The following is a 25,911-nucleotide window of genomic DNA, read 5'->3' on the forward strand; positions in this document are numbered from 1 at the left end:
CCACACGTAGCCTGCTCATCGCGCGTTCCTTTCCTGCCCCGTCACGACGACCGCCGCCGCCTGCGCCTCGAGCGCCAGCCGGCAGACCGTGAAGACATGCTCCTGCGTCATCGCCGTTTCGGTACGCTCGCACATGTCGGCAAGCAGGCGCTCGAAATAGGATATCTTTTCGCCCGACGCATCGAAATGGCGCGTGCCCTGGCCATCGACGAGGAATACGTGGTCCGTGCCAGGTTTGCCGGCTATGTCGACATATTTCCTAAGTTCGATCGTGCCCTTGGTGCCGAGCAGGACGAGCCGTCCATCCCCCCAGGTCGGCAGCCCGTCGGCGGTGAACCAGTCGACGCGGATATAGCCGCTCGCTTTGTCTCCCCGCAGGAGGATGTCGCCGAAATCCTGGAATGCCGGAATGTCAGGAGCGCCAAAATGGCCGACCGCACTTGAAACGACATTCGCGTCGGCGCAGCCAGTATAGAACAGGAACTGATCAATTTGGTGCGAGGCGATATCGACCAGGATGCCGCCGTAATTCACGGGATCGAAAAACCACGCCGGGCGTAGCGCACGGTTGAGCCGGTGCGGCCCCAGGCCCGTCACATGGATGACTTCGCCGATGGCGCCCTCCATCGCCAGCTGCGTCGCCAGCGTCGAGGCTCGGGTCAGGAGGCGCTCCGAAAAGCAGATCGAAAAGATGCGTCCCGTCTCACGCACGGTCTGCCGCACGGCGGCAAGCTGCTCGAACGTGGTCAGGCCGGGCTTGTCCGCAAGCACGTCCTTGCCATGCCGCATGGCCTCGACGGCAATGGCGGCCCGGTCGGAGGGGACAGCCGCGGTAACGACGAGGTCGATGGCGGGATCCTCGATCAGGCGCCGTCGTTCGACCGGCGCGATCCGTGGAAAACGCTCGGCGATGCCGGCGGCAACCTTGGGATCGGTCGTCGCGGGATCGTAGCCGGCGCACTCGGCGCCGGCATCCAGAAGCCCACCGATCAGGTCATAGACGTGACGATGATCGATGCCGATCACGGCAAATCGCATTGGTCCGCTATTTCATCTTGTTGGCACCGACCTCGCGGTCCCATTTCTCGAAGGCGGCGACCAGTGCTTCCGGCTTTAACGGCGCTTCGACCGGGAACTTCCTGATCAGCTCTTCATATTGTGGGCGGCCGAACTCTGCGATGGCGTCCTGGCTTTCCTGCGGCGCGGCGCTGAGTGGTACCCCCTTGACCGCCGGACCGGGATAGAAATAGCCCTTGTCGTAGGTATAGGCCTGCTGCGCGGGTTCGAGCATGAAGGCCATGAGCTTGACCAGAACCGCGACCTTTTCCTCCGCGACGCCCTTGGGAATGCACATGAACTGCGTATCGGGCACCCAATGCGTGCCTTCGAGCGCAAACGTCTCGATCTCCTTCGGCACGATGCCCAACACACGCGGGTTGATGTCCCAGCCGAAGGTGGAAACGATCATGTCGCGGGTGCCCTCGGCCAGCTCCTTCATCGTCACCGTGGTGCCGGAGGGATAGTAATCGATGCCTTCATCCAGCGCCTTCAGATAGGCCCAGGTCTTCTCCCAGCCATTGATGGGATCGGAAGGATTCTTGTCGCCGAGGATGTAGGGCATGGCCATCAGGAAGGTCCAGCCCGGTCCCGAATTGACCGGCCGCGCATAGCAGAATTTGCCGGGATTGGCCTTCACCCACGCCAGCAGTTCGTCGGTGTTCCTGGGGATGGTCTTGACCCTGTCCGGCGCATATTCGAAGAGTGGGCCCGACGGCGAATAGACGACGGCGACGCCTTCGTTCTGGCCGAAGTTCTTCTGCATCATCAAGGCGCTGTCGAGATAGACGTCCTCAGCCTTGGGCAGCACAGTGGGGTATTTCGTCCACACGTCGATCCACAGGCCCTGGGTGATGCCGTCCGACATGGCACCCGGCCCCGTCAGCACCAGGTCGATGTCGACCCGGTTGGCCGCCTGCTGCGCGGCGAGCTTGGCCGGCAGTTCGGGGGACGGCGCGCGCGAGAACGTGATCTTGGAGACGAGCCCCGGATTTTCCTTGCCGAATTTCTCGATTGCCGCCTGGGTAAGCTGCAGATTGCCCGCAACATCAATGATGTTGAGCGCCACCGGCGAAGTGGGCAGGGCAAGCTCGTCGGCGAATGACCTGCCAAAGGGCAGCACTGCAAACCCGGCCAATGCGCCGAGCGCCTGGCGGCGTGAAATCGTGAACATCGTCGTCCTCCTCATTTATTTTCTTGAAAGAGCGATATCTCCGCACTTTCATCCGGCTCTCCCAGATGAATGATATATTAGTCTATTAGTATCGAATGCAACACAAATGACGCCCCGCTGCGCTGAAGGTCCCGTCGCGGACAGGCCGCGTCAGGCCGTTGCCTGGCATGCTGCACTATCCTAGTGCCAGCCCCTCGACGCGGCCGGCCTTTGGCGAAGCATCAGGATTTCTTTGCGCCGACCAATTCGTCCCACTTTCGGAAGGCGGCGATCATCTTTTCCGGCGGCAGCGGCAGTTCGATCGGGTTGTCGGCGATGAGGCTGGCATACTCGTCCCTGCCGAAACGTTTGACGATGTCCTGGCTGTGCTGCGGCGCCATGGAGACAGGCACGTTCTTCACCGCCGGCCCGGGGTAGAGATAGCCCTCATCGTAGGAATAAGCCTGCGCTTCGGGCGTAAGCAAAAATGCCATCAGATCAAGCACCACGGCGAGCTTGTCGTCGGAAATGCCTTTCGGAACGCACATGAAAAAGGCGTCCGAAACCCAATGGAAGCCCTTGAGCGTGCCGATCCTTGCCGATTCCGGCACGATGCCGAGGGCACGTGGATTGATATCCCATCCCGTGGTCGAAATGATGATGTCGCGGCTGCCTTCCCCGAATTCCTTCATGGTGACGCCGGTGCCCGCGGGATAATAGTCGATATACTGGCCGATCTCTGCCAGATAACCCCACGTCTTCTCCCAGCCGTCGACGGGATCCTGCGGATCCTTGTCGCCAAGCAGGTAGGGGAGACCCATCATGAATGTGCGGCCAGGGCCGGAATTGGTGGGCCGCGCATACATGAAGCGGCCCGGATTGGCCTTGGCCCAGGCTAGCAGCTCCTCGACCGAGCCGGGAACCTCCTTCACCCGCTCAGGCGCGTATTCGATCAGCGGGCCGGAAGGATAGTAGTTGACGACAACGCCATATCCCGCGCCCTGCTTCTTGTGCAGGGCCAGTGCGGCGGGTTCGTAATTGTCCTCGATTTTGGGGAACTTGTCGTTGAAATCCGGCAGAATCTTGATCCACGTGCCGTTGGCTAGGCCTGCCGCCAGACCGTCGGACCCGGTCAGCACCATGTCGATATCGACGCGGTTGGCTTCCTGCTGCGCGCGCAGCTTTCCGGCCAGCTCGGTCACCGGCGCCTTGGTGAAGAGGATGCGTTCGGTGCGCTCGGGATATTTCTTGGCGTAATTTTCGAAGGCCGGCTGCGAAAGCGCCAGCGCGCCGCCCACGTCCATCACCGAGATGACGACCGGCGATGCCGGCAATTTGGGTGATTGCGCCAGGCCCGCGTCGTGCCAGCGAGGAACGTACCGCCAATGCCGCCAAGGATGGTGCGGCGATTCACCTTGAGTTCACGAGCAGTCATGGCCGTCTTCCTTCCCATTTTGTCGTTTGCCGGTCGTATTCGCGTTCTTCTTCTCCGACGCGCGCACGGGTGATGGTCATGTCGGGCGCCCACTCGATCTCGCTGGCGGGCACGCGAAGGCCATGCGCGTCCAGCACCGGCTGCAGCAGCGCCATCACATTTGCCGAGGCCATATCGACAGCCTGTGCGAAACCGGCGATGCCCCAGCGCACCAGGTTGCGCACGGCGTCGTCCAGTCGCAGCGCCGACCCGGCGAGCCCGATGCCGCCAGGAACACGGACCGAGCCATCGGCGCGGCTCTCGACCCGCATTCCGGCAAATTCGTAAGATCCGTGCGGCGCACCGGCCGCCGAAACGGCATCGGTAACCAGGACCGACCGGTCCAGCCCTTTTGCCCGGACCAGCGATTTCAACGCGCCTGGCGGAACGTGAATCCCGTCGGCGATGAAGGTCGCGGCGAGACGGTCTTCGGCCAGTTGGGCAAACAGGGTATTGTCCAGTTTCGGCAAGGTTTGCGGCAGCCCGTTGCCGAGATGGGTGGAAAGGACAGCGCCGGCCGCCGCGGCCTGCGCCACGAGCTCAAAACCGCAAGCCGAGTGGCCGATCGAAACAAGAATGTTGTGCCGGTTCATGGCCCGTATGAAAGCAATGCCACCTTCCACTTCGGGAGCCAGCGTCGTCAAAAGGATCGGGCGCTTGAGCAGCGACTGCAGACGCTCAATGAGCGCAGGATCCGCAGCGGTCATCGCCGAAGCGGGATGGCATCCGGAATAACCCGGGGCGGGATTGAGGAACGGACCTTCCAGATGATAGCCGGGGCACATGAGGGGACCGAGGCGGCTTTCGGAGACAGCCTTGTCGAGAGCGCTGAACCGCGCCGACAATTCGTCCGGCCTTGCCGTGATGATCGTCGGCAGGCACGCTGTCACGCCGCACGCCAGGAGGGCCTCCAGCGCTTCGTCGAGTTCCGCCGCCGTCAGGGTCCCCGAGTTGAAATCGACGCCGGCAAAGCCATTGACCTGCATGTCGACCAGATCGGGAGTAATCATGTTGCGGCCGATCGCCAAGATTCCTTACGCGGAGACTACACGGCCCGATACCGCTTGCAAGCCATTTTTGAATAATGTTATCCAAAAATGCGAAAGGAAAAGAATCCGGGCATGTTGACGCTCCACACCGCGGATTTCGAGGACGCCCGCCAACGCGACTGCGCACGCGTCATCGCCAGCCTGCACGAAGGCGGCGGCAAATCCCGCGCCACACTTGCAGCCGAGTTGGACATGACCTCGATGGCGATCTCGCGCGCCATCGCCGACCTCGTCGGCAGGGGCATCATTAAGCAAAGCGTCGGCCAGGTGAGCGGCCGTGGCCGCCCACCGGCGCAAATCGTTTTGAACCCCGGTTGCGCGGGCGCGACCGTCCTTCTTGTTTCCAGCCAGGAACTGGTTGGCGTCCTTGTCGATTTCCGCGGAAGTGTCCTCGCCCGGCAAACCGCCCATGTTCCGTCCGACGCCGATTCGGCCCGCATGACCGCGACGATGCGTGACCTTGTCGCCGGTCTGCTCGGCAGCTGCCCGTCTGGCATGCGTCATGTCGGAACGTCCGTTGCCGTTTCCGGCATCGTGGACGTGAAGACCCGGACGTGGATATTGACCTCGCGATGGCCGAACGTTCGCGATTTCGACGTCGGCAAGGCGCTCGATGGCATCACGCCGCGCGTGTTCCTGTTTCGCCAACTGGATGTCGAATTGAGCGCCCGATACGCCGTGCCGGGCATGGAAAGGCTGGAAGGCGCCTTCATTCTTCATTGGGGTTGGGGCATCGGCCTGGCCTATCGCGGCAGCGACGATGCGCCGATGCGCCAGGGCGGCCCCTTCGGCGAAATCGGCCATTGGCGTTTCAACGTGCTCAAGGATCGCCCCTGCGGATGCGGCAACCGGGGCTGTCTCGAAACAGCAGCTTCGCTGTCAGCCCTGTTGCCGGTCATACGGGAGATATATCCGTGGGCTTCAGGGGAGGAGGAACTCCTCTCCAGCCAAATCGAGACGATGGAGCTGACGGATATTCCCGAAATCCGGGTCGCCGTCGATCTTATGGCGCGCGCGCTGGGGAACGCCTGCAGGCTGCTTTTCCCCGAGAAGGTGTTCATCACCGGCCCGTTTACCTGCAATGCCGGACTCTACGAACTTCTACGCTCCCGCTTCGAGGCGGAAGGATTGATCGGCACCTTGCGCCTGCCGACCCTGATCTCCGATCGCTCCAGCCTGGACTACGTCGTCCAAGGCGCCGCGCAACCGCTTCATGAAATCGCCGTTTGCGTGCTGCTCGGCACGCCGCAGGGGAAACCGAATGGCGCAGGGCGGAGCCGGCGGAATGGAAAGCGGCAAAGGCCGATGCCCTGACGCGAAGCATCTGAATGATTGACGCTGCGGGTTCAGAGATCCGGGAGCAATCTCGATGCCCCACACCTCTCACGTCCTGTGGAGAATGCTGCGACGCCGCTCGGGCGAAGCTCACTGCCTCGCGGAGGTTTTCGAGCCGGTTCTCACTAACGAGCCGCACAGCGAACAGCCGCATTTAGCATGTCGCCAGCGTTTTCTTCTTTAGGCCAGGAGCGCATTCCCGCGCCGTTCCATCTCTGCCGGATCGAGGTCCTCCCTCCACGACAGGAGCACCCAGACGTGGCCGAAGGGATCGCGCACGGTGGCGGAACTGGCGCCATAGAACATATTCGTGGGTGGCTGAATTTCTTCCGCGCCAGCCTTGACCGCGCGCCGCAGCAAGGTCGCGCTATCATCAGTGAAGATGTGAAGGCCAGCTGTGCAGCGACCAAGTGTCCGCGGCTCGCCGTATAGTCTCTCGTCCGGATCCCCGATCATGATCACGGCTCCGCAGATCAAAATCTCGGCGTGCATGATTTTGCCGCCTGGGTGGGCAATTCGGAACAATTCCATCGCTCCGAATGCCCGCTCGTAGAACGCGATCCCATCCGACGCCCCGTCGACGTAGATATGAGGGACAATCGCATTTCGATATCTCTCCGGTCGTTCAGTCATCTCGGTGTCCTCGCGCCAAATATCAGAGCGCTCGTTTGCGGTGCACAAGCCGGCGAAACACTCTTTACAAGACCCGGCGGAAGGCTCGCCTCAGTTCGCCCACCGCACCGCCGGAGACCATCAACCGTGCGTCGACACGATCCGTTCCGGGTTCCACGCGATCATCTGCTCGATTGCCGCCGAAGCCGGCGCCGGCTCGACTTGAAATTCCTCGAAAATCGAACGGTGCCTCTCTTTTCCAACACGGCAGGTCGGCAAAAATCCAGGCCGACTCCAACCTGGAGACTGTCCCGATATTTCCGGCGATCAGCGGCTGGCGCCAGAAGGCGATACGGTCCTGCAAGCGATGGCCTGGATAGTCGCCGGCATGAAGCACGGATGGCCGAAGGCGGTCGGAAGTCGAACGCCGTCCGCGGCTGCTCGCCCCTAGACGCCGAGATGATGCTGCAGCAGCCCCGGCTGTGTCTTGAGCTCGGCGGCCGGGCCCTCGTGGGCGATATGGCCGTTATTGATGATATAAACGCGGCTCGCGAGCGCCAGCGTCGCGGCGATGTTCTGTTCCACCAGCACGATTGTCTGCCCTGCCTGGGCCAGTTCGCGGCAGGCGCGCACCAGATCGTGCACAATGACTGGAGCAAGTCCTTCGAAGGGCTCATCAAGCAGAAGGATCTTCGGGTTGCGCACCAATGCACGGGCTATGGCCAGCATCTGCTGTTCGCCACCCGAGAGATCCGTGCCACGGCTGGTGCGCCGTTCCTTCAGCCGTGGGAACATCGTGTAGATGCGTTCCAGCGGCCAGCGGCCGTCGGCGGTCAATCCGGCCAGAATGATGTTTTCCTCGACGCTCAGGCTGCCGAAGATGCGCCGATTTTCGTGCACGAGCTGCATGCCTTCCCGAGCGATGCTGTGCGCCTTCCTGCCAACCAGCTCAACCCCGTCGAGCTCAACCGAGCCGGCTCGTGGCGTCACCACGCCCATCAGGCTCTTCAGCGTCGTCGACTTGCCCGCGCCGTTGCGCCCGAGCAGCGCCACGACCTCGTTTTTCTCGACCCTCAATGAGACGTCGAACAGAATGTGACTGTCGCCATAATAGCTGTTCAACGCCCTGACTTCGAGCAGGCTCATGCCACCTCTCCATGTACCCCGCCGAGGTAGGCTTCCTGCACCTTTGCGTTGGTCTTGATCTCAGCGGGCATGCCTTCGACCAGTACCCTGCCCTCCTGCAGGACGGTCACTTTCTCGACCAGCTCGAAGAGCGAATCCATGTCGTGGTCGATGATGATCATCGTGCGTCCACGCGCGATTGACTTGAGCAGCGCCACGGTCTCGACGCGCTCGCGCGGGCTCATGCCGGCAAGCGGCTCGTCAAGCAGGAGCAGGCTCGGCGACGTCGCCAGCGCAAGGCCGATTTCCAGCCGCCGCTTCTCGCCATAGGCCAGTTCCGAAACGGGCCGATCGAGCCGCGCCGTAAGGTTCACCAGCGCCGCCGTTCGCTCGACCTGCTCATTGAGACCGGGAACGCTGTGGATACTCTTGAACAGGTCAAGCCGGAACTTTCCACGCGCCTCGCCCAGCGCGGCAATCATCAGGTTCCGCCGCACCGTCAGGCGGTCGAACAGCTGGTTGATCTGGTAGCTCTTGGTGAGCCCGAGCTGGCACACCTCGGACACACCCATGCCCGTAATGTCGCGGCCGGCCAGCATGATGCGGCCGGAGGTCGGCGCGATCTCGCAGGTGAGCATCTTGAAGAACGTCGTCTTGCCCGCGCCGTTGGGTCCAATGATGCCCCTTATCTCCCCATGGTCGACGCTGAAGTCGATGTCGCTGTTGGCTGTGATACCGCCATAGCGTTTGGTTAGGCCCTGCACCTGCAGGATCGGTCCGGATGCTGGCGCAGTGCCATGCCGGCGCGCCGGCATCGGTTCGACGACGGTCACGACGTGCGGCGCACTCTCGACCGCGGGATTGGCCCGTTCGATGCGCTTGCGGCCGCCGGTCAACCCATAGAGATCGACGATCGCACCGACGATGCCGCGCCGCAGGAAGCAGACCAGCAGCACGAAAACGATGCCGAGCACCAACTTCCATGTGGCGCCGAGATGCAATGTGTTCTGGAAAAAGTCGCTCAGATAGAGCCACACCGTCGCGCCCACCAGCGGCCCGAACAGTGTGCCGGCACCGCCGATCGCCGTCTGCATCACGACCTGGCCAGACGTGTCGAACATGAAAGCGTCCGGCGGCATGAAGCCCTGCATGACGCCCAACAGGCCGCCGGCAAAGCCGGCATAGATCGCCGCAACCACGAAGGCCGTGAGCTTGTAGCCGTGTATGTCGTGGCCGAGCGCCGCGGCGCGGAGCGGATTGTCACGGATCGCCGAAAGGATCGCGCCAACCGGCGAGCGTACGATGCGAAGTGCGACGACAATGCCCACGAAATACCAGAACGCCAGGAAGGTATACATCGTCCAGTCGGTGTTGAATTCGAGTACCGTGAAGCCGAGGTTGACGACCGGGGTTGGCACGCCAGGCAAGCCGTTCTCGCCGCCTGTGAATGCCGAGAGCGGATTGAACTCGACAAAGAAGAAGACTTCGGCGATGGCCACCGTGATCATGGCGAAATAGATGCCGGTGCGTCTCAGGGCGATCAGGCCGATCACATAGCCGACGACACCCGACACGACGGCGCCCATGACGATGGCAGCCATGACATAGGAGAAGCCGGTTTCAGTCAGGAGATAGGCGGCGAACATCCCGCCAGTACCGTAGAAGGCCGACTGGCCGAACGACAGCAATCCCGTGTAGCCGAACAGGATGTCGAAGCCGATCCCGAACAGGCCCCATATAAGGATACGATTGATCGTGCTGGGCGAAAAGCCGAGATGGGGCAGCACGAACGGCGCCAGGACGAGCGCCAGCGCCGTCAGAAGCTCGACAAGGAAGGGATGTTTGATGTTCATGGCGACCGCGTCTACTCGCGCCCTGCCGTGCCGAGCAGCCCGTGCGGGCGAAGCACCAGCACCAGAGTCATCGCCACGAACAGCATGACATAGGAATAACCGGGATTGAACATCGAGGTGATGCTGATGATTTCGCCGGCGATGAGGCCGCCGAGGATCGCGCCCGGAAAGGAACCGACGCCGCCGATCACCACGACCACGAAGGTCTGGACCAGTATGGCTTCCCCGACATCGGGCGCGATCGACACCACGGGTGCGTTGACGATGCCGGCGAAGCCGGCCGCCATGGCTCCGATGCCGAAGACGAGCATGAAGATCTTGTAGACGTCGATTCCAAGCGAATCGACCATTACCGAATCCTCGATGCCTGCTCGCACGATCATCCCGATGCGGGTGCGATAGAGCACGACATAGAGCATCAGCAGCGCCAGGGCGACGATGCCGAGGAGCGCCAATCGGTAGGTGGGATAGACCATGAAGCCCAGATGGGTGATGCCGACCAGCGAGGCGGGCGGCGGCACCGTGCGCGAGAGGCTGCCGAAGAAGAAGCGGATCGTCTCGACGAAAACGATGCCGAGCCCGAACGTAACGAGAAGCTGGTCCTCGAGCGGCCGCATGTAGAAATGGCGAATGATCAGCCGCTCGATCAACACGCCGACGATCATCACGAACAGCGATCCGGCCGCCACTGCGGCCAGGAATGAACCTGTGTAGGTGTAGGCGAGCCAGCCGGCATAGCCTCCGAGCATGAACATCGCGCCATGGGCAAGGTTCAGGACGCCGAGCGTCCCGTAGATGATGGTCAGCCCGGAGGAGATCAGCGCCAGAAGCGCGCCGAGCACGAGCCCATTGAAGCACTGCGAGATGAAATTTGCCCAGTTGATCACTCTGTGCCCACCTTAATCATGAAAAATATGCCCTGCCCTCGCGCCAGCAAGGGTTTGGTTGACAAGTCGCGAACAATCGACATTCCACCGACCGCCGGGAGACGAACCGTCTGAGTCCAGCCAGAGCCAGTCCCGGTGCGAGCGCCTTCTCCACCCGTGGCGGGCGGAGAAGGCGCTGCGGGATATCAGGTGTAGCTGCCCAGGTTGCAGCCGAACTCGTCAGGCTTCTGCATCAGCGGCGCGCCATCGACCACCTCGACCACGTTCCAGTAGTCGTCGTCGCTCTTCATGTCCTTGGGGTCCTTACCCTGGACGAGTACGACCGGTCGCACGCACTGATGGTCTTCCGGCCGATAGTGAACGTCGCCGACGAGTGAAGGGATGGTCTCACCCTTCTCGTATTGCTTGATGACGTCCGGCGGATAGAAGCTACCGGCCTGCGACACCATGCGCGCCCAATGAGCGAAGCTGACATAGGCATTTTCGGCGCCCCATTCCGGCCGATAACCGAACTTTTTCTGGAACGCGTCCACGAACTGCTTGGCGAGCGGATACTTGTCCTGCAGGGTCCACCAGAAATCGGTAGCGGCAAAAACGCCGGCTGTCAGTTCGGGGCCTACTTCCTTGGCAAGGAAGGGGATCTGGTAGGGGATGACCATCTTCATGCTCGGAGTCAGGCCGAACTGCTTGGCCTGCTGGATCGACAGCACCGCGTCGCGGCCCCAGTTGACGTTGACAATGAATTCGGCGCCCGAATTGGCGATGTTGGTCAGATACTGGCTGAAATCCTGGGTGCCTAGCGGCGAGACCTGGTCCGTCACCATCTCCCATCCACCCTGAGAGGTCAGGTAGTCGTTCACCGACTTGGTGACGGTGTGACCGTAAGTGTAGTCCGGCGTCATGAATGCCGCCTTCTTTCCCTTTCCGTAGGTCTTCAGAAGGATCGGGCCGATCGCGTTGGCTGCGGTCTGGCCGTAGAAGTTCTGGCGGAAGCCGTAGCGGACACAGTCCTTGCCTGTTGTGTCGTTTGAGCCGGAGATGCCCGCGACGTAGAGGATCTTCTCGCGCTGCGCGAATTTGTTGAGCGCAACCGCGACCGCCGATGAAGTCGAGCCAGTCATCAGGATGATGTTGTTTTGGTGGATGAAATTCTGCTCGAGCTCGACGGCCTGGTTCGGCTTGGCCGCGCTGTCGGCGGACAACAGCTCGACCTTCTTGCCGAGCAACCCCTTGTCGACTTTCGGCGCCAACGCCTTCATCAACTCATGGCCGTTGTTGATGTGGTCGACCGCCAGCTGCCAGCCCTTAAGTTCATCAGCACCCTGCACGGCATAGGCACCGGTAAGGGGCACCGCGGCTCCGATGTAGACGGTGTCGCCCGCCGACCCGGCCGGCCAGGTGCCTATCGCGGGCTTGTCGTCGGCTGCAAAAGCCGCAAAGCTGGATAAGGGCAGAACGGCACTACTGAGAAGACCTGCGCCCGCGTGCAGCATGGTGCGGCGGGATATATTGGAAGTATTTTGATCGTCGAGCGGCATCAGCTGTTCCTCCTTAGCGTGGAGCCGTCGGACGGCTCTCATTTGTTGTTCCCGCAAACCGGTTTTTTCCAGCGAAACGCTGAAAATGGCCTATTTGCATGGGCATTCGCAGTGGCGTAGGCCTGCCAGTCAATACAACTTTCGTTTGATAATTCTGTTCATTGATCTGGATTAATAAGCATAGGAAAGTTTCGTTGAAGGTCATGAACATTTGGAGCATGGCATGCCGCTGACCGGCCACCCGATCGTGACCCGACTGACACGTGCAATGAAGCTGGATTCGCTAGACATCAAACGTCTTGAGGCAATCTTCGAGCGCGATCTTACCATTCGGAAACGGGAGGAACTCGTCGTTCACGGCTCCGAGTTCCGAAACCTGTGCTTTGTTAAAGACGGCTACGCGATCCGCTACAGGTTGCTGCGCAGCGGCAGGCGGCAAATCCTGAAGCTCATCCTGCCCGGTGATGTCATTGGATTCCCGGTCAGCTTTTTCGATCGATCCACTTGTTCGGTCGTTGCCGTGAGCGAACTGACCTACGCCGTCTGCTCGTTCGACGCGTACATTCGTCTCTGCTACGAGCAGCCCCAATTCGGTCTGGTGTTAAGTTGGCTCGCCGCCCAAGAGGCAGCGACTTATGCGGAACACATCGTCAATCTAGGTCGGCGCACTCCGATTGAAAGGTTGGCGCACCTTTTGCTGGAGATTCACGCGCGTCTCCTGGAAGTCGAACGCGCCGACGAAGCAAGTTTCGATCTGCCGTTTTCACAGGAAATCATGGCGGACGCGCTCGGGTTGAGCGTGCCCCATCTCAATCGCATCATTCAGCAATTGCGCGCCGAACAGCTTATCACCAGCAACGCGCGCTTCATCGACTTGACTGATCTTGCGGGCCTTCGAAGACTGGCTCAGTACCAGCCGATGTCCCTCGTTCCGATCCCGGTGCTGAAGCAGCGGGAATGAAAAGCGTCCCGTCGATCATATTAGCACCCTGCGTGAATTCCTTCACATACAAATCTCACCCGCGGCGTACAAGAGATGACAGAGCAGGCAATTTAGTCTCTCTTTCGGACAGATCATAAAGAAAATAGCAAAGATCAAGCCCGAAGAGGAAGTTGGTTTTTAAACTAAGCCAATTTCGTTCTCATCACGAATTTTGTGATGCCATCAACCAAAGGGAGAGAAACATGTATAAGATCATTACAGCTGCGTCTGCATTCTTCATCCTCACGGTGCCTTCGTTCGCGATCGACTCGACCTTCGTCCACAGTCTGCGAGCCGACAATGGTGACTTCGAAGCCCCGGGTGACTTGAAGGGTCAACATTCATTGGCTTCAGAAGAAGCGGTGTATGGCTTCCCGACCGGGTCGATCGGATTGCCTGGTGGCGCTTCGAACTCCAAGTGCATGGGGGTCAGCCCACACCAGTACGATCCTGTCAGCCCGGACTGCCGGAATTGATCCAGATAAGAGCGGTGGCTAGCGCCACCGCTCTGCCTCCTTGAGCGGGTACCGACTGACCGACGGACTATTGAGAAAAGGCCCGACCATAGATCGCGCGACAGCGGTGGCAGGTCCAATCGCCTGGGACGGCGTCAGGATGCTGAACGGAGGTTCCCAGTTCGTCACCACGACAGGTGGAGGACTCTCCCTTCATGCCGATCCGGTCTTCGTTGCGCAATCTGATTCGCGGCTCTGATGCGCGCGCCGATTGCGAATGGCGACATCAGTCATCGTCCTGTGACTCGGCAATGTGACGAAGCGCACCGGCATTCGTTATGCGCAGGCCACCACGCTTGATTGCGATAATCGAACGGTTGCGCCAATCGTTAAGTGTCTTGTTGACGGACTCGCGCGTGGCGCCCAGGAACTCCCCCAGTTCGGACTGGGAGATCGGTATCCAACCTGAGCCATCCGCCATAACGCCGGCCAAAAAGACCAGTCGTTTTGCCAGCCTGGCCTCAATGCCGAAGAAAGCCTGATCGCCAAGTTCGCCGCTGACCCAACGCAGCCGTGCGCACAAAAGCTCAATCATGGCGCGTGCCAGAGGTGGGTTTTTTTCGATGCGATCGAAGAGCTGCTTCCGACCGAGCGAGGCCAGATCGCAAACGGTCAGGCAAGTGGCGGTTGCGGTGCGCGGGCGCCCGTCAAGCGCGCCGATCTCTCCGACCAAGCTGTGCGAAAGCTCGATATTGGCCACCAGCTTCCGGCCTCCCGGCGAATACATCGAGATCTCCACCGTCCCGCTCATCACCCCGTAAATACGATCGGATGGATCTTCCTGGACGAAGAGAATCTGGCCCGCCGCGTGGCGTTCAACCTTGCAGCCGCCGAAAAGAAGATCGAACAGGCGCGGATCGATCCGTGCAAGGCGCGGGAGATCATTTCTTTCGTTCGCGCCGCCAAAAGCCATGTCGCCCCCAAGTTGCCGATCGGATAACTCCAACGCAGGAGAGTATCTTAGATCTTGTCTTGCCGGCGCCTCAGCTCGGCCGCAATGATCGACTGATCCCTGCGTAACGAGAGGCGCCGCGCAGCCGCGAGTGCTTGCCGCCAAGTAGAGACGGCGCGGTCACCGCGCCCGTCCAGCCAATGGGCCACGCCGACCCACAGCCCATACTGAGCAGTGCCGACAGGAAACGCGCGGCGGTAACGCTTGAGCTCATGCAGCGCTTGGCGCTCCCAGTGGCGCCACTGGTCGTACTCGCGCGAGAGGCCTACCTCCCTGCCGCGCAGAAGCACTTCGCACACGCCGGCAATGCCGGGCAGTGTGCTGTGCACAGTCGGGCGACGCATCTCGCGCAGCAGGCGTAGCGTCTCGACCACAGCCCGAAGGCTCTCAGCATGGAGCCCGACCCGTGCAAGCGCGAGCGCAAGCGACCCTTTGGCGGAGACCAAGTCGGCGAGATCGGCGGATCCGACCATAGCGGACGTGGTCAGCCGAAGGATGTCGACCGCTTCACGGGGGCTATCCGTGTGGAGCACACACAACGACTTGCATCGGAGCGCCCAAATCTCTTGCTGGAGGTTTCCGCTGTTCTGCGCGCGGGAGAGCAGCGCCTGGGCGGTGTACTCCAGCGCACCCGATTCACCGCGGTAGTACATTGACCAGAAGCGCATGGCCTGGGCGTTGCACCAACTTAGTTGATCGCCCGCCTTTAGACACAGCTCTTGAGACTGATCCAGACGACGATCTACCATCAGCCAGTCGCAGCGGCCGATGCGCCAGAGCGCATCGAGATTACACAGGTGGGCATGGACCGCTGGATCGGCGAGCGCAGTCACCACCCGTTCTGCCCTTGCCATGAAGTAGTTGCAAGCGCGCCGGCGCCCCAGAATTCCCAGCCCGCATGCCAGTTGGGCGGACGCGATCACCATCTCCATGGTGAGCCCCGTGCGCTCCGCATGGGCGACAGCCGCGACGGTGTGGGAAAACGCTCGCGAAAAGCGAAGCTCGAAATAGTCCACGACCGCCGCCTGGTTAAGGCAGCGAGCTAGTTCTCGCTCCCAGGAGTCCAGCACACCACCCTGAGTTGACCATAGCGAAGGAGGGAACACTTGTTGGAACGCGAGCCGCATTCCACCCCCAAGCAGCCGCATCAAAAGGGCTGCCGAGGAACGTGGAACCGGCGTGCCCGCCAAGGTGAGGGCGCGCCTCACCGAAATGCCCTGAGCATGGAGGTCGCCACGACTGTAATGGGCCTCGCCGAGCTGCCTGCGCCAACGCACCGACTGAAGTCTTTGCTCAGCACTCCAAGGCTGCTTCGACTCGTATCTCAAGCAGATTTCCAGAAACGCCTCGACCTCTCGAAACGCACCGACCTGCAGCGCCTTGATTGCTGCCAAATTGGCATATCCAACTGCCTTGAAATTGTTTCCGGCGGCCTCAAAATGCTGAACGAGGGCCGCGACATCCGCGCCCATGCCGGCCGACTGGCTCGACTCGATCCAAGCGGCCAGAGCTGCATGAAGTCGCTGTCGCACTTCACTGGGAATTGAGCCATAAACGACGTCTCGGATTTGATCATGACGGAACTCGTAGTTCCCTGATCCAGTGCCCTGACGCACGAGATGCGCCGCCACGAGCGACTCGACAGCTGCACCCACACCGTCGTGATCCAACTCGCCCTCGAGCAACGTCGCCAGGGCCTCGCCGGTAAATGAACGCCCGATCACGGCCGCAGCCCTGAGAACGTGCTGGACTGAGGTCTCCAATCGATCAACGCGCTCCCGAATGACCCGATCGACACCTTCGAAATATCGAAGGCTCTCGAGCGGGCGGATCGGACACCACAAACCATCGCGTATGGCGATGAGCCCCTGGCTCTTTAATGTCAGCGCTATCTCCTCGGCGAAAAACGGATTGCCACCGGCTAAGGCCGAGACCCGGCGCGCCAGTTCGCCATGTGGGGGCACATCCCCGAGCGTGCGGGCGACCAGTTCGCAAATCGACGCCTCGCTGAGTTCCTCAAGATCCAGGATACGACACAGGCGCGCGGGATCGTCAGGTTCCGTTCCGGATGTATTCCTTCTTGTGGCCTCGGCTCGCCTTCGTAGGTTTTTTAACTCCTCCGGAACTTCGTCCGAGCGTACGCACAGGACCAGAAGCAACGAGGACAGAGATGAGAGAACCCACTCGACGAGGCGCCACGATGCCGAATCCAGCCACTGACTGTCCTCCAGGACCAATGCCAACGGGCGCGGTGCCAAGTTATCCATGAGATCACCCAAAAGACGCATGGTGGCATCAGCGCGATGAGGTCCCTCCAGATGTCGCGTCCCGTCGTTTTGGGGAATTTCGATGCTCAGAACATCACCTAGCAAGGGCAGTCGCCCAACGAGCGACGAGTTGCCTTGAACCCGTTGTGTGACGACATCAAGCACCGCAAATCCATCGCTGTCGGACGGTAGGCCGAGAAGGGACACAAGCACCCGCCGCCATGGCAGGAGCGATGTCCGGCGATCGTCACGTTCGGCGCGCGCGGTCAAAACCTCGATTGCGGTTGAGCGCAGTTCGTCCGTGAAAGCTCTGATCAAAGCGGTTTTTCCAATGCCCGACTCACCCAAGACAACGAGCAAACGCCTGCCTCCACGGCGGGTCTCCTCGAACGTACGTTTCAGGAACTCCAGCTCGCTCTGCCGACCAATCAGCGGACTAAGAGGTTGGACCGGGGCGCGCGGATCCATGGGACAAAATACCGTTGCCATGTCCCCAAGTCCGTCCAGTTGCAACGTGCCGTGTTCTTCGAACCAAAACGCCGTCCGGCTGGCTCGCTCTGTTGGTGCATCGCAGAGAACGTTTGCCGATGCCGCCGTCATAAGCCGCGCCGCCCGATTCACGGGCGCGCCGATCACCATCAGCTGGCGCCGGCGTGCGCTTCCGACAACACTAAAAAGCGCATCGCCGGTAGCCACGCCCATCGACGCGGAGAGGCCCAAGCGTTGGGCCGTCAGACGGATCGCGCGAGCAGCATCGACGGCACGGCAAGGATCGTCGCGGTGGAAACTGCCTCGCGCTCCGAACGTCGCAAAGAAAATCAGACCTTTGTCGTCGAAGAGCAACTCGCCGGCCGGCCCACCGCGCGAACGCAGATCCTCCTGGAGGGTCGCGCATAGCAATTGATAGCGCGCAAGCGCCTGAGGTTGACGATGGTCAAGTCCGGCAATTCGCGCGAAAAGGGCGGTGATCGGCCTAATCTCCGCCAGGGCGTCTAAGCGGGCGGTCGTTGGACGATCTTCTTCGGAACGGATGGCAACGGCGCTGTCCGCGGCAACTGAGCGCAAGTCGGCTTCGGACAGCAGGTCCCTGAGCTGCAAAGGCAAAAACCTTGCCAGCCAGCCCGGAGGCGGAGAAGCCAGCGTAGGCCGACTGCGCCGCGATTGAGACGGCTGCGCAAGGGCCAAGTTGGCTTTGTCGGAAAGTACATATTCCCATCGGCGCGCAGCCGCTTGGGACTGAGCGGCCTGCATGATGGCATCTCCCCCTGCAAAGAGCGTCCAGACCGGCTGGCCGCCCAAAGCCGCCGCCCAGAGGGGCCCCGCCCCTACTCCAACATGCAGCGCGGGTGCGATTTCAGCTGTTCCGTTCTCCAAACGCTCGTTCTGGCCGCCGCAGATTGCCTTGGCACAGGCTGTCGCCGCTCGCACCGCGCTTTCAAGTCCGCGGACATCCGCCGACCAGTAGGCTAGCAGTTCGTCGCCAGCGAGGTACAAAATCTCGCCTCCACGATTGTATACTTGCTCCACGCATCGCGCGTAGGAGTGACTAAGCAGGCTCGGGATTCTTTCAAGTCCTTCTTGCCCCCGTCGTGCTAGTTGCTCGACCAAGGCCGTGTATCTGGACACATCGACAAACACCACTGCAGCCGGGAATTCGACGGCTACTGGGCCATCCGCTCGAAGTGCGTGAATTCTACCGAGTAATTCCAGCGGCAGAAAACTCTCAAGTAGCTCGCAAGTACCCTCCATGGGTTCCTTCCCGCAGCCGTGCCCATGGTTTCAGGGCAGAGAAAAGCACCGCCGACCGCGCACTTCCTAAAGGGAATGAATATCGCCCCGATAGATTGCGTGACTTCCTGACGTTACACCAAATTTCGTATATGATTGATATCTAAATTAGGGAGGACGCATTGCCTGTACACATCAAGGCAGCGCCGGAGCCGCCACGTGCGACGGCTTGGCTCTCGCACCGACTCGAGACATTGGTCCACGATTTTCCGCAGATCGCCGATAGGGAAAGGACAACCGTCAAGGGCGGATATGACTTTGATGTTGCCATCGTTGGCAGCGGCTATGGCGGCTCGGTGGCTGCCGCCGAATTGAGCGCCTGCAAGGATGTGCAAGGCCAATCTTTAAAAATCTGCGTACTGGAACGCGGCAAGGAGTACCTGGCCGGAATGTTCCCTTCGCGATTGGCCGATCTGGGCGGCCACGTCCGCTTTGCCACCCCCTTTGCGAAACGCCAACGCGGCGTGTTCGATGGTCTTTACGACTTGCGCTGCAGCGACGACGCGGTAGCTCTCGTCGCGTGTGGCTTGGGTGGAGGCTCATTAATCAACGCCGGCGTGATGGAGATGCCGCTGCCGGAGATTTTCCGGGAAGCACGCTGGCCCACCAAAATCCGCAGAGATACGACGCTCGCAGAGACAGCTGAACGGCTGCGTGATTGGTTGGGAGCCAAGCCGATACGTGTCACCAAGCCTTTCCTGGCCAAGTCCGAAGCAATTAGAAATTTGGCTGGTGGCAAAGCACGACCCGCTCACATAACCGTCGCTTCCGATTGCCACACCAACCACGCCGGGGTCGCGATGAGCGAATGTCGCCGTTGCGGCGACTGCGCCACTGGTTGCAACTACAATGCCAAAGAATCCCTCGACCTGAACTTGTTGCGGCTGGCTCGACAAAGCCTGGTACAGATCGTCACTGGCGCCACCGTCTTGCGCGTTTTGCGCGCGGGCGAAGGATGGCAGTTGGACGTCAATCACACCGACGGCCATCTACGCGATAACCAGCGGAAGCCGTTCGCGCTGCTGGCGAGGCGCGTGATCCTTGCAGCAGGCACATTCGGCTCGACGGAAATTTTGATGCGCTCGCAAATCCGCGGGATAAAGTTCTCCGATCAGCTGGGAAGCAAGTTCTCCGCCAATGGTGACATGCTCGTCGTTGCCCATGATTTGGCGGCACGGGTGAATGGCGTCGCTGACGAAACCGAGAATCCGGCCCCAAACATCAAGAGCGAGGATTGCGGTCGCGCGGTCGGCCCGACGATAACCGCAATGATCGATCTGCGCGACGGCAACGCGGCTACTGACCTGGTGATCCAGGATCTTGCCGTACCGGGACCGCTGCGCCGCCTGTTTGAGGAAAGCGCCACCACATTCGATGTGCTCAATCGCGTCGCCGATGGCGACTGGGCGAAGCATGAGCCGAATCCTTCACGGGCAGACGATGCAGCCGTCAATCCAGCCGCCATCACCAACTCCCTGGTGTTGGCTATGATCGGCCGCGACGACGCGGAGGGAGCACTGGCGCTAGGGCCCTCGATGCAAAACAGCGCCGATGAGAAGCAAGACGATCCTGAAAAAATGCTCGCCGACGGGATGCTCACAGTGCGCTGGCCGGAGTTGCGACTGGACCCCCGACTCGAGAACCATCATGCGCGCCTTGGCGCCTTGCTTCGAGAGTCTGGATTGGGCGGACGGCTGGTGAACAACCTGTTGTGGCGACCTTTGTCCGACAGGCTCGAAGCCGTGTTCGGTCGCCAGCGCGGCCCGCTGCTGACGGTGCATCCTCTCGGGGGCTGCGCCATGGGTGACGACGTTCGCCAAGGCGTGACCGATCATTGCGGCCGCGTGTTCGATGCCGCCGCGGTCGGCCTCAGACGCACTCACGAAGGGTTGATCGTGCTCGATGGCTCGGTCGTGCCCACGTCTCTGGGTATCAATCCCGCCTTGACCATAGCCGTTCTGGCATTGCGAGCGATCACCGAGCTCAAGGAGGAATGGCAACTCAGTGGCGGCCGTTTGACCAATGCACCCTTGCCTGGGAACTCTCGTGGCGAAACGCGGCCGATATATTCCACGCCGCGGACGAACCCTGCGCCTACGCCTACCAGCATCGAACTGACCGAACAGGTGCGCGGCAAGGTCCCTCTGGCTATGCGCGGCAACGGTGTGAAACCACACATGGTCGAACTGACGCTAACCACCAAGCCGGTGGTGCTCACCGATCTCTACGCGCTGCAAACGCCCCGTGGACGGTGTTTGCCGATTGCCCATGGTCGGCTGCGCATTCTGCGTGCAGGAAAGGAGTTCGACCCCATTGCAGATCAGGCCTATGAAAGCCATGTTGCGCTCGAGGCGGAGATCTCGGGATCGCTCCACCTGTTCGATCTGGAAAAATCGCGCCCCGTGCCCCGAATGCTGCGCGCTATCCTTGCGTGGGCGCTCAACCGCGGGATGCGCGACTTTGCTTACCGCTTGGTCCGCCAGGGCCAGGAATGGTTGCGTTTCACGCCGCCTAGCGGAGGGGCATCCCATCTCAGACTGCTCGACATTCTGCACCTGTGCTCGCGTGCGGGCGGGGTCCGCCTGATCGAATACGATTTGCACATCGACAAGGTTGTCGAGCCGGAAGATCTCGGCACGGGCGCGAGGTTCGAAAGCTCTCTGTTCACGCAGAAGAAAATCAGAGCGGTTAAGCGCCTCACCTATGCGCGCGGCGCCAGCCCTTGGCAGCAATTGATGGAGATGTCGGTCGAAGTTTTCCCGCAGATGAGCAAGACCGTCATTGGCAAGAAGCTACCGTCGCTGGAGCTAAACAAACGATACCTGGCGCGGCAATCGGTGCCTCTGCTGCGGATAGTGGGGCAGCAAGACCGTGTCGCGGCACTGGCAGATCTGGCCTCTTTCATACTCTACGGTTTTCGCGTCGTGCTTCAGATACATGCACTGAGTTTTCGCCGCCCCGACCCGCCATCTGCGCGTGAACCACAACGGCTGCCCGGGGCGGTGCCGGGCTTACCTGCGCCCCAAATCGACTGGTTGACCTTGAAAGGTCAGCTCAGCCCGCCGATCCGCATTCGCCTGGCCCGCTATGACGGCAGTATCGAGAAGGGCGTCCCGAAACGCCCCGTCTTGCTCATCCATGGTTACAGTGCGAGCGGCACCACATTTGCTCATGCTGCCGTACCCGGCAACCTCGCTCAATCGCTGTGTGATGCTGGGCGCGATGTCTGGGTGCTCGATATGCGATCGAGTTCAGGCCTGACTACCGCCACAGGCGGTTGGTCTTTTGAGGAGATGGCGGAGAATGACATTCCGATCGCCGTCCAACACGTGCTGGCTGCGACAGGGCAGGAAAGGCTCGATGTCGTCTGCCATTGCATGGGCGCGGCAATGTTCAGCATGGCAGTGCTTGGCGAGCATGATCGAAGGAATTTGCACAATAAGATCGGGCGCGTGGTGTTTTCGCAAGTCGGCCCGGCAATGCTGTTGAGTTCGGCAAATGTGCTCGCCGCATATGTGATGCGATATGTACGTTATTTTCTTCAACTTGAAGACTATGTGTTTAGTCCGCATGGCGATATCTCGCTCGCCGGTCAATTGCTCGACAGAGCGCTCTCGGCAATGTGGCTGCCGTCCGACGAGTATCGGCGCGAGAATCCTCTCTGGCCCCCAGGCAAAGCGACGCCTTGGGTCGGCACAAGACATCGGATGGACGCGCTCTATGCACGCACCTTCTCGCTCAACAATCTCTCTGACCTCGTACTCGACCACATCGACGATTTCTTCGGCCCGCTCAGCGTCGAGACAGTCTCGCAGGTCATACATTTTGCTGGCTTCAACACCGTGACCGATCGCGCCGGCATAAATCGCTATGTGCTGCCGGACCGGGTGAGGGATCGACTGAAGTTCCCGATGATGTCGATCCATGGAGCGGAAAACGGTTTGGTCGCCCCCTCAACGCTAAGACTGATGCGAAATATGCTCAAAGGGGCCGGCGTGCCGCATTTGAACTCATCTCTGCATGCGGTCGAGGCGGTGCAATCGGAGGAAGAAATCAGGGATCTTATCGACAAAAGCGGCCAGTTCCTGGCGCTCGGCCAACCGTCCTACCTGACCTGGTGCATTGCCGGCCACGGTCATCAGGATTGCCTGATCGGCAAAGACGCCTCGTCGATCTGCGGCGTTATAGCGAAATACCTCGGAATGCCGGATATCTCCGATATGCCGGGCCCCTTGGAGGAAAAGCCATGACGCTCCCCTTTGAAGCCAGGGCGCCCGTCTTCGGGGTGCGCGTAGAGGTCGAGGCGGGCAAGATCCTGGTGCAAGCGGCCGATAGCGGAGGGCGGGGCTTGCCTCATGCAGCTTTCATTGTTCCCGTCTACGCAAAGGGCGACCGCCTGCACATGATCGGTCCGCCGGTTACGAGCCGCGGCGACGAGAAAGGACAGAGGGACGATAGCCTCTATAATAGTCTTCCGCATTACTATATTAAGCAACCCGCATCTCCTTACGTATTTGAAGTTCCGCTCCATGAATGGCCTGAAGCGCAGCAGGTACTGGTCTTGCTGCTGTACGTTCAGGCGCAGGGTATTGGCGGCTTGGCTCGGTTACCGAAATTGCCCGACGGGGCGGGATCACCACCTGAAATCCTCGACACAGGTTCGCATGCCAAGAACGCGGTGAAGAGGGCCGCCGAGGCTATTCGGTATGCGCTCGAGACTGACACATTGGATGATTTGCGAGGTGGCCTGATCGTCGGCGGGCCTGGAAGGTCGCACAGAAGCCATCGGCACAAGAGCGATGCCCGCGCGGTATCGAACCTTTCATTCGCTCTCGCAAGTTGCCAATACCCCAGTGATTTCCTCGACCACATGCCCGACGGTCAGCATGCGACACGAGGGCCCGCGGATGCGTCTCTGCTCGCGCTCGGCGATCTACTGGGCAAACCCGGCGCCCCAACGTTGCTGCTGCTGGCCGGCGATCAGGTATATATCGACGCTACGGCAGGGCTTTTCGACCCTAAGGTAGTCAACGACCGATTCCGAATACCCTACGAACGCCGGGGCCAGAGCCGCGGTGTGAAGGCGGTGATGCAGCGCTTGGACATGGCGGTTGAAATGATGCTGGACGATCATGAGATTCGCGACAATTGGGCAAAAGACCCCGACCCGGCGATGCGCAAGAATGATATCGTCATAAAGCCTGGGAAGCTGGCTTACTTCAGGTACGAACGTGGCAAGACCGAGGTGCTGGAAAAGCGCCTGCCGGCACACATCTGGCGAGACGATTTAACCCACAACGGTATGCCATTCTTCCTTTGCGACACGCGCACCGAACGTCAAGGACGGACGGTTTCGAACTGGTGCGAAGCGCGGATCATGGGTTCAACGCAATTCGCCAAACTTTGTGAATGGCTTACCAAGCCTGAACACACCGAAATGCCCAAATTTGTTCTCACATCCTCGGCAGTGCTGCCGCGGCGGCGGGAGGTGGCCGAGGCCCCCACTTGTGCCTTGCGTTCGGACGCGTGGGATGGATACCCGTTTTCCTTACATAAACTGCTCAGGTTCGTGTGCAACAAGGAAATAAAGGGACTGGTATTCCTGTCTGGTGACGAGCACGTGAGCAGCCTGGTCACCGCTCGTGTAACAAACAGCAAAACCGGCAAGCAGAGCATCCTGCATTGTATCCACAGTTCGGCGCTGTACGCGCCATATCCGTTTGCGAACGGAACTGCCGACAATTTCCAGGCCAATGAGACTTTTTGCTTTCCCGATCCCGATCCTGAGCAGGGGCCGTATTGTTGCGAGGTGCAGACAAGTTTCGCCCCTGGCGACGGTTTCGCGCTTGTAACGACATGCCGCCGCCGTTCGCATTGGCGTCTGGATGTCAAGTTCCACGACAGCGGGGGGCTCAAGGAGAACGGAACCTTCACGCGCGACCTAGAGTAATAGCTGCGCGTGAAATAAGGCTTCACTCAGTTTTTCTCACTATACCAAGCGGCCCGCGCTCGATCAGGCGCGGCGGCAGCTATTTATCCCGAGATAATCGTCTCTGAGGCCGCATGTCCAAACGATCGCCTGCCCTTTGCATGAGCCTGTGTAGCCGCTCCCCATAAGGAAACGTCGCCATGAAGCGAAAACGCTTGGCCGGCAATCGGTCTCCTCAATCGACAATGGTGGCGGACAGGGTCCGCCACCATTGTGATAACAGGCCACGATAGAGGCCTGCCCGGATTATTTCCCGGCGGCAGCCGCATTCTTTACCCAGCCATCGAACTCCGACTGATTTGCGGCAATCCAGTCGTTGGCGATCTTCTTGATCTCGGCGTCGGTCTTGTTGCCGGCCCCCAGATCGCCTTCCCACTGGCTCCAGATGTCCAGCGACCATTTCGCTTGTTCGATGAATTTCTTGGCCGCCGGATTGTCAGCCAGGAACTTCTTGTTGGCGAGCGTGCGCCAGTTCCATGGGCCAACCGCCATGCGGCATGGGTTCTGCCCCCCCGCACAGCCAACCACGTCCTTGACCTCGTGCGTCTTCGGTTTCGATACGCCCTCGGGAAGAGCGTCATACGGGATCGGCAGCCACACCACGTCCTTGCCGGGCTTCAGCCGATAGACGATCCAGGATGGGCTCCAGGTGTAAAGAAGGATCGGCTCTCCTCGGTCGGCCCGTGCAAAGACCTCGCCGATCAGCGGCTCGTATTTGGCGCGGATGGAGCGCACCGTATCGCTCAAGCCGAACTCCTTGACCTGGAAATCGACGACGTCACCGCACTTCCAAGCGGGATCGCAATTCACCAGATTGGCTTTTCCGTCACCGTCGGTGTCGAACAAGGCGGCGATCTTCGGGTCCTTCAGTTGCGAGACATTGGTGATGTTGTTGGCTTCGGCTGTCTTCTTGTCGATCATGTAGCCGTTGATGCCGCCGCCCGCGATCGTGCCTTCATTGATCAGTTCGACCGTATCCGAGATCTGTGCGATGGCGGGCTCGGCCTGCGGCCAGTTGATGTCGCCGGTCATGTCGAGGTCGTCCTGCGAAATGGCCTGCAGGATCGCCGACATGTTCATGGTCGACAACTTTACGTCGTAACCGAGTTTCTCGAGGCCCGCTATCAGGACCTGGTCCTGAATATAGTTGGCGCCCAGGCTGTCGGAGGACGTGAAACGAATGGTCTTGCCTTCGCCAGGCTTATCCTGCGCAAAACTCTGCCCACCCATCATGGTTGCTGCAACAGCCATGGCGCAGGCCAGTCTCAGCCCTTTGCGGTATCGATAATTCGCCGACATGTATTCTCCCCTTGTTGTGATATTTGTTGCGTCGTTC

At 60.5% G+C, this 25,911-nt stretch carries 18 protein-coding genes; 5 read left to right on the plus strand and 13 right to left on the minus strand.

The annotated features are described in order from the left end of the window. Positions 1-15: 15 nt before the first annotated feature. The 4 genes from FJ942_RS07365 to FJ942_RS07380 all read right to left on the minus strand — a co-directional run bounded on the left by FJ942_RS07365 (position 16) and on the right by FJ942_RS07380 (position 4,711). The gene (locus tag FJ942_RS07365) at positions 16-1,038 is read right to left on the minus strand and encodes a Gfo/Idh/MocA family oxidoreductase (protein WP_140897425.1); all 1,023 of its coding nucleotides are present in this window, start codon (positions 1,036-1,038) and stop codon (positions 16-18) included. A gap of 7 nt (positions 1,039-1,045) precedes the next feature. Then, positions 1,046-2,230, minus strand: coding sequence for an extracellular solute-binding protein (locus FJ942_RS07370; protein WP_140897426.1), 1,185 nt, complete (start codon positions 2,228-2,230; stop codon positions 1,046-1,048). A gap of 221 nt (positions 2,231-2,451) precedes the next feature. After that, complete coding sequence (locus FJ942_RS07375; RefSeq protein WP_348642134.1) at positions 2,452-3,561, minus strand: extracellular solute-binding protein; 1,110 nt, start codon at positions 3,559-3,561, stop codon at positions 2,452-2,454. Between the two features lie 79 nt (positions 3,562-3,640). Further along, positions 3,641-4,711 (minus strand): N-acetylglucosamine-6-phosphate deacetylase, encoded by a 1,071-nt coding sequence (locus tag FJ942_RS07380; RefSeq protein WP_246679720.1) that lies wholly within the window; start codon positions 4,709-4,711, stop codon positions 3,641-3,643. A 222-nt stretch (positions 4,712-4,933) separates the two neighbouring features. Between FJ942_RS07380 and FJ942_RS07385 the strand changes: the two genes are divergently transcribed. Beyond that, positions 4,934-6,046, plus strand: a complete 1,113-nt coding sequence (locus FJ942_RS07385) for an ROK family protein (RefSeq protein ID WP_246679741.1) — start codon at positions 4,934-4,936, stop codon at positions 6,044-6,046. Between the two features lie 201 nt (positions 6,047-6,247). On the opposite strand, the gene FJ942_RS07390 is transcribed toward FJ942_RS07385, so the two are convergent. From FJ942_RS07390 to FJ942_RS07415, 6 genes are all read right to left on the minus strand, one after another. Next, positions 6,248-6,700, minus strand: coding sequence for a VOC family protein (locus tag FJ942_RS07390; protein WP_140897429.1), 453 nt, complete (start codon positions 6,698-6,700; stop codon positions 6,248-6,250). A 64-nt stretch (positions 6,701-6,764) separates the two neighbouring features. After that, positions 6,765-7,043: a hypothetical protein gene (locus tag FJ942_RS07395; RefSeq protein WP_140897430.1), complete on the minus strand. Its 279-nt coding sequence runs from the start codon at positions 7,041-7,043 to the stop codon at positions 6,765-6,767. 83 nt (positions 7,044-7,126) lie between these two features. Next, positions 7,127-7,825, minus strand: coding sequence for an ABC transporter ATP-binding protein (locus FJ942_RS07400; protein WP_140561318.1), 699 nt, complete (start codon positions 7,823-7,825; stop codon positions 7,127-7,129). Next, a complete protein-coding gene (locus FJ942_RS07405) occupies positions 7,822-9,657 on the minus strand; it encodes a branched-chain amino acid ABC transporter ATP-binding protein/permease (protein ID WP_140666416.1) in 1,836 nt (611 codons plus the stop codon). Before FJ942_RS07405 ends, FJ942_RS07400 begins: the two co-directional genes overlap by 4 nt. 11 nt (positions 9,658-9,668) lie before the next feature. Then, the gene (locus FJ942_RS07410; RefSeq protein ID WP_140561321.1) at positions 9,669-10,544 is read right to left on the minus strand and encodes a branched-chain amino acid ABC transporter permease; all 876 of its coding nucleotides are present in this window, start codon (positions 10,542-10,544) and stop codon (positions 9,669-9,671) included. A gap of 185 nt (positions 10,545-10,729) precedes the next feature. Further along, entirely contained in the window at positions 10,730-12,082 is a 1,353-nt protein-coding gene (locus FJ942_RS07415; RefSeq protein WP_140513453.1) for a substrate-binding protein, read from the minus strand. A gap of 223 nt (positions 12,083-12,305) precedes the next feature. On the opposite strand from FJ942_RS07415, the gene FJ942_RS07420 reads away from it, so the two are divergent. Both FJ942_RS07420 and FJ942_RS07425 read left to right on the plus strand, forming a co-directional pair. After that, positions 12,306-13,043: a Crp/Fnr family transcriptional regulator gene (locus tag FJ942_RS07420; protein WP_140498481.1), complete on the plus strand. Its 738-nt coding sequence runs from the start codon at positions 12,306-12,308 to the stop codon at positions 13,041-13,043. Between the two features lie 224 nt (positions 13,044-13,267). Then, entirely contained in the window at positions 13,268-13,540 is a 273-nt protein-coding gene (locus tag FJ942_RS07425; protein ID WP_140498482.1) for a hypothetical protein, read from the plus strand. A 265-nt stretch (positions 13,541-13,805) separates the two neighbouring features. On the opposite strand, the gene FJ942_RS07430 is transcribed toward FJ942_RS07425, so the two are convergent. Both FJ942_RS07430 and FJ942_RS07435 read right to left on the minus strand, forming a co-directional pair. Continuing rightward, on the minus strand, positions 13,806-14,492 hold the full coding sequence (locus FJ942_RS07430) for a Crp/Fnr family transcriptional regulator (RefSeq protein WP_140897431.1): 687 nt from the start codon (positions 14,490-14,492) through the stop codon (positions 13,806-13,808). Positions 14,493-14,539: 47 nt separating this feature from the next. Further along, positions 14,540-18,292: an adenylate/guanylate cyclase domain-containing protein gene (locus FJ942_RS07435; protein WP_181169847.1), complete on the minus strand. Its 3,753-nt coding sequence runs from the start codon at positions 18,290-18,292 to the stop codon at positions 14,540-14,542. Between the two features lie 416 nt (positions 18,293-18,708). On the opposite strand from FJ942_RS07435, the gene FJ942_RS07440 reads away from it, so the two are divergent. Together FJ942_RS07440 and FJ942_RS07445 are read left to right on the plus strand one after the other, a co-directional pair. Continuing rightward, a complete protein-coding gene (locus FJ942_RS07440; RefSeq protein WP_140897433.1) occupies positions 18,709-22,836 on the plus strand; it encodes a GMC oxidoreductase in 4,128 nt (1,375 codons plus the stop codon). Further along, positions 22,833-24,536, plus strand: coding sequence for an alkaline phosphatase D family protein (locus tag FJ942_RS07445; protein ID WP_140561326.1), 1,704 nt, complete (start codon positions 22,833-22,835; stop codon positions 24,534-24,536). The genes FJ942_RS07440 and FJ942_RS07445 overlap by 4 nt, the downstream gene beginning before the upstream one ends. Positions 24,537-24,821: 285 nt before the next feature. Here the strand turns inward: FJ942_RS07445 and proX are convergent, their stop codons facing one another. Further along, complete coding sequence (gene proX, locus FJ942_RS07450) at positions 24,822-25,874, minus strand: glycine betaine/L-proline ABC transporter substrate-binding protein ProX (protein ID WP_224519139.1); 1,053 nt, start codon at positions 25,872-25,874, stop codon at positions 24,822-24,824. Positions 25,875-25,911 lie beyond the last annotated feature (37 nt).

It is taken from the genome of Mesorhizobium sp. B2-4-2 (genome assembly GCF_006442845.1).
Classification (GTDB): Bacteria; Pseudomonadota; Alphaproteobacteria; order Rhizobiales; family Rhizobiaceae; genus Mesorhizobium.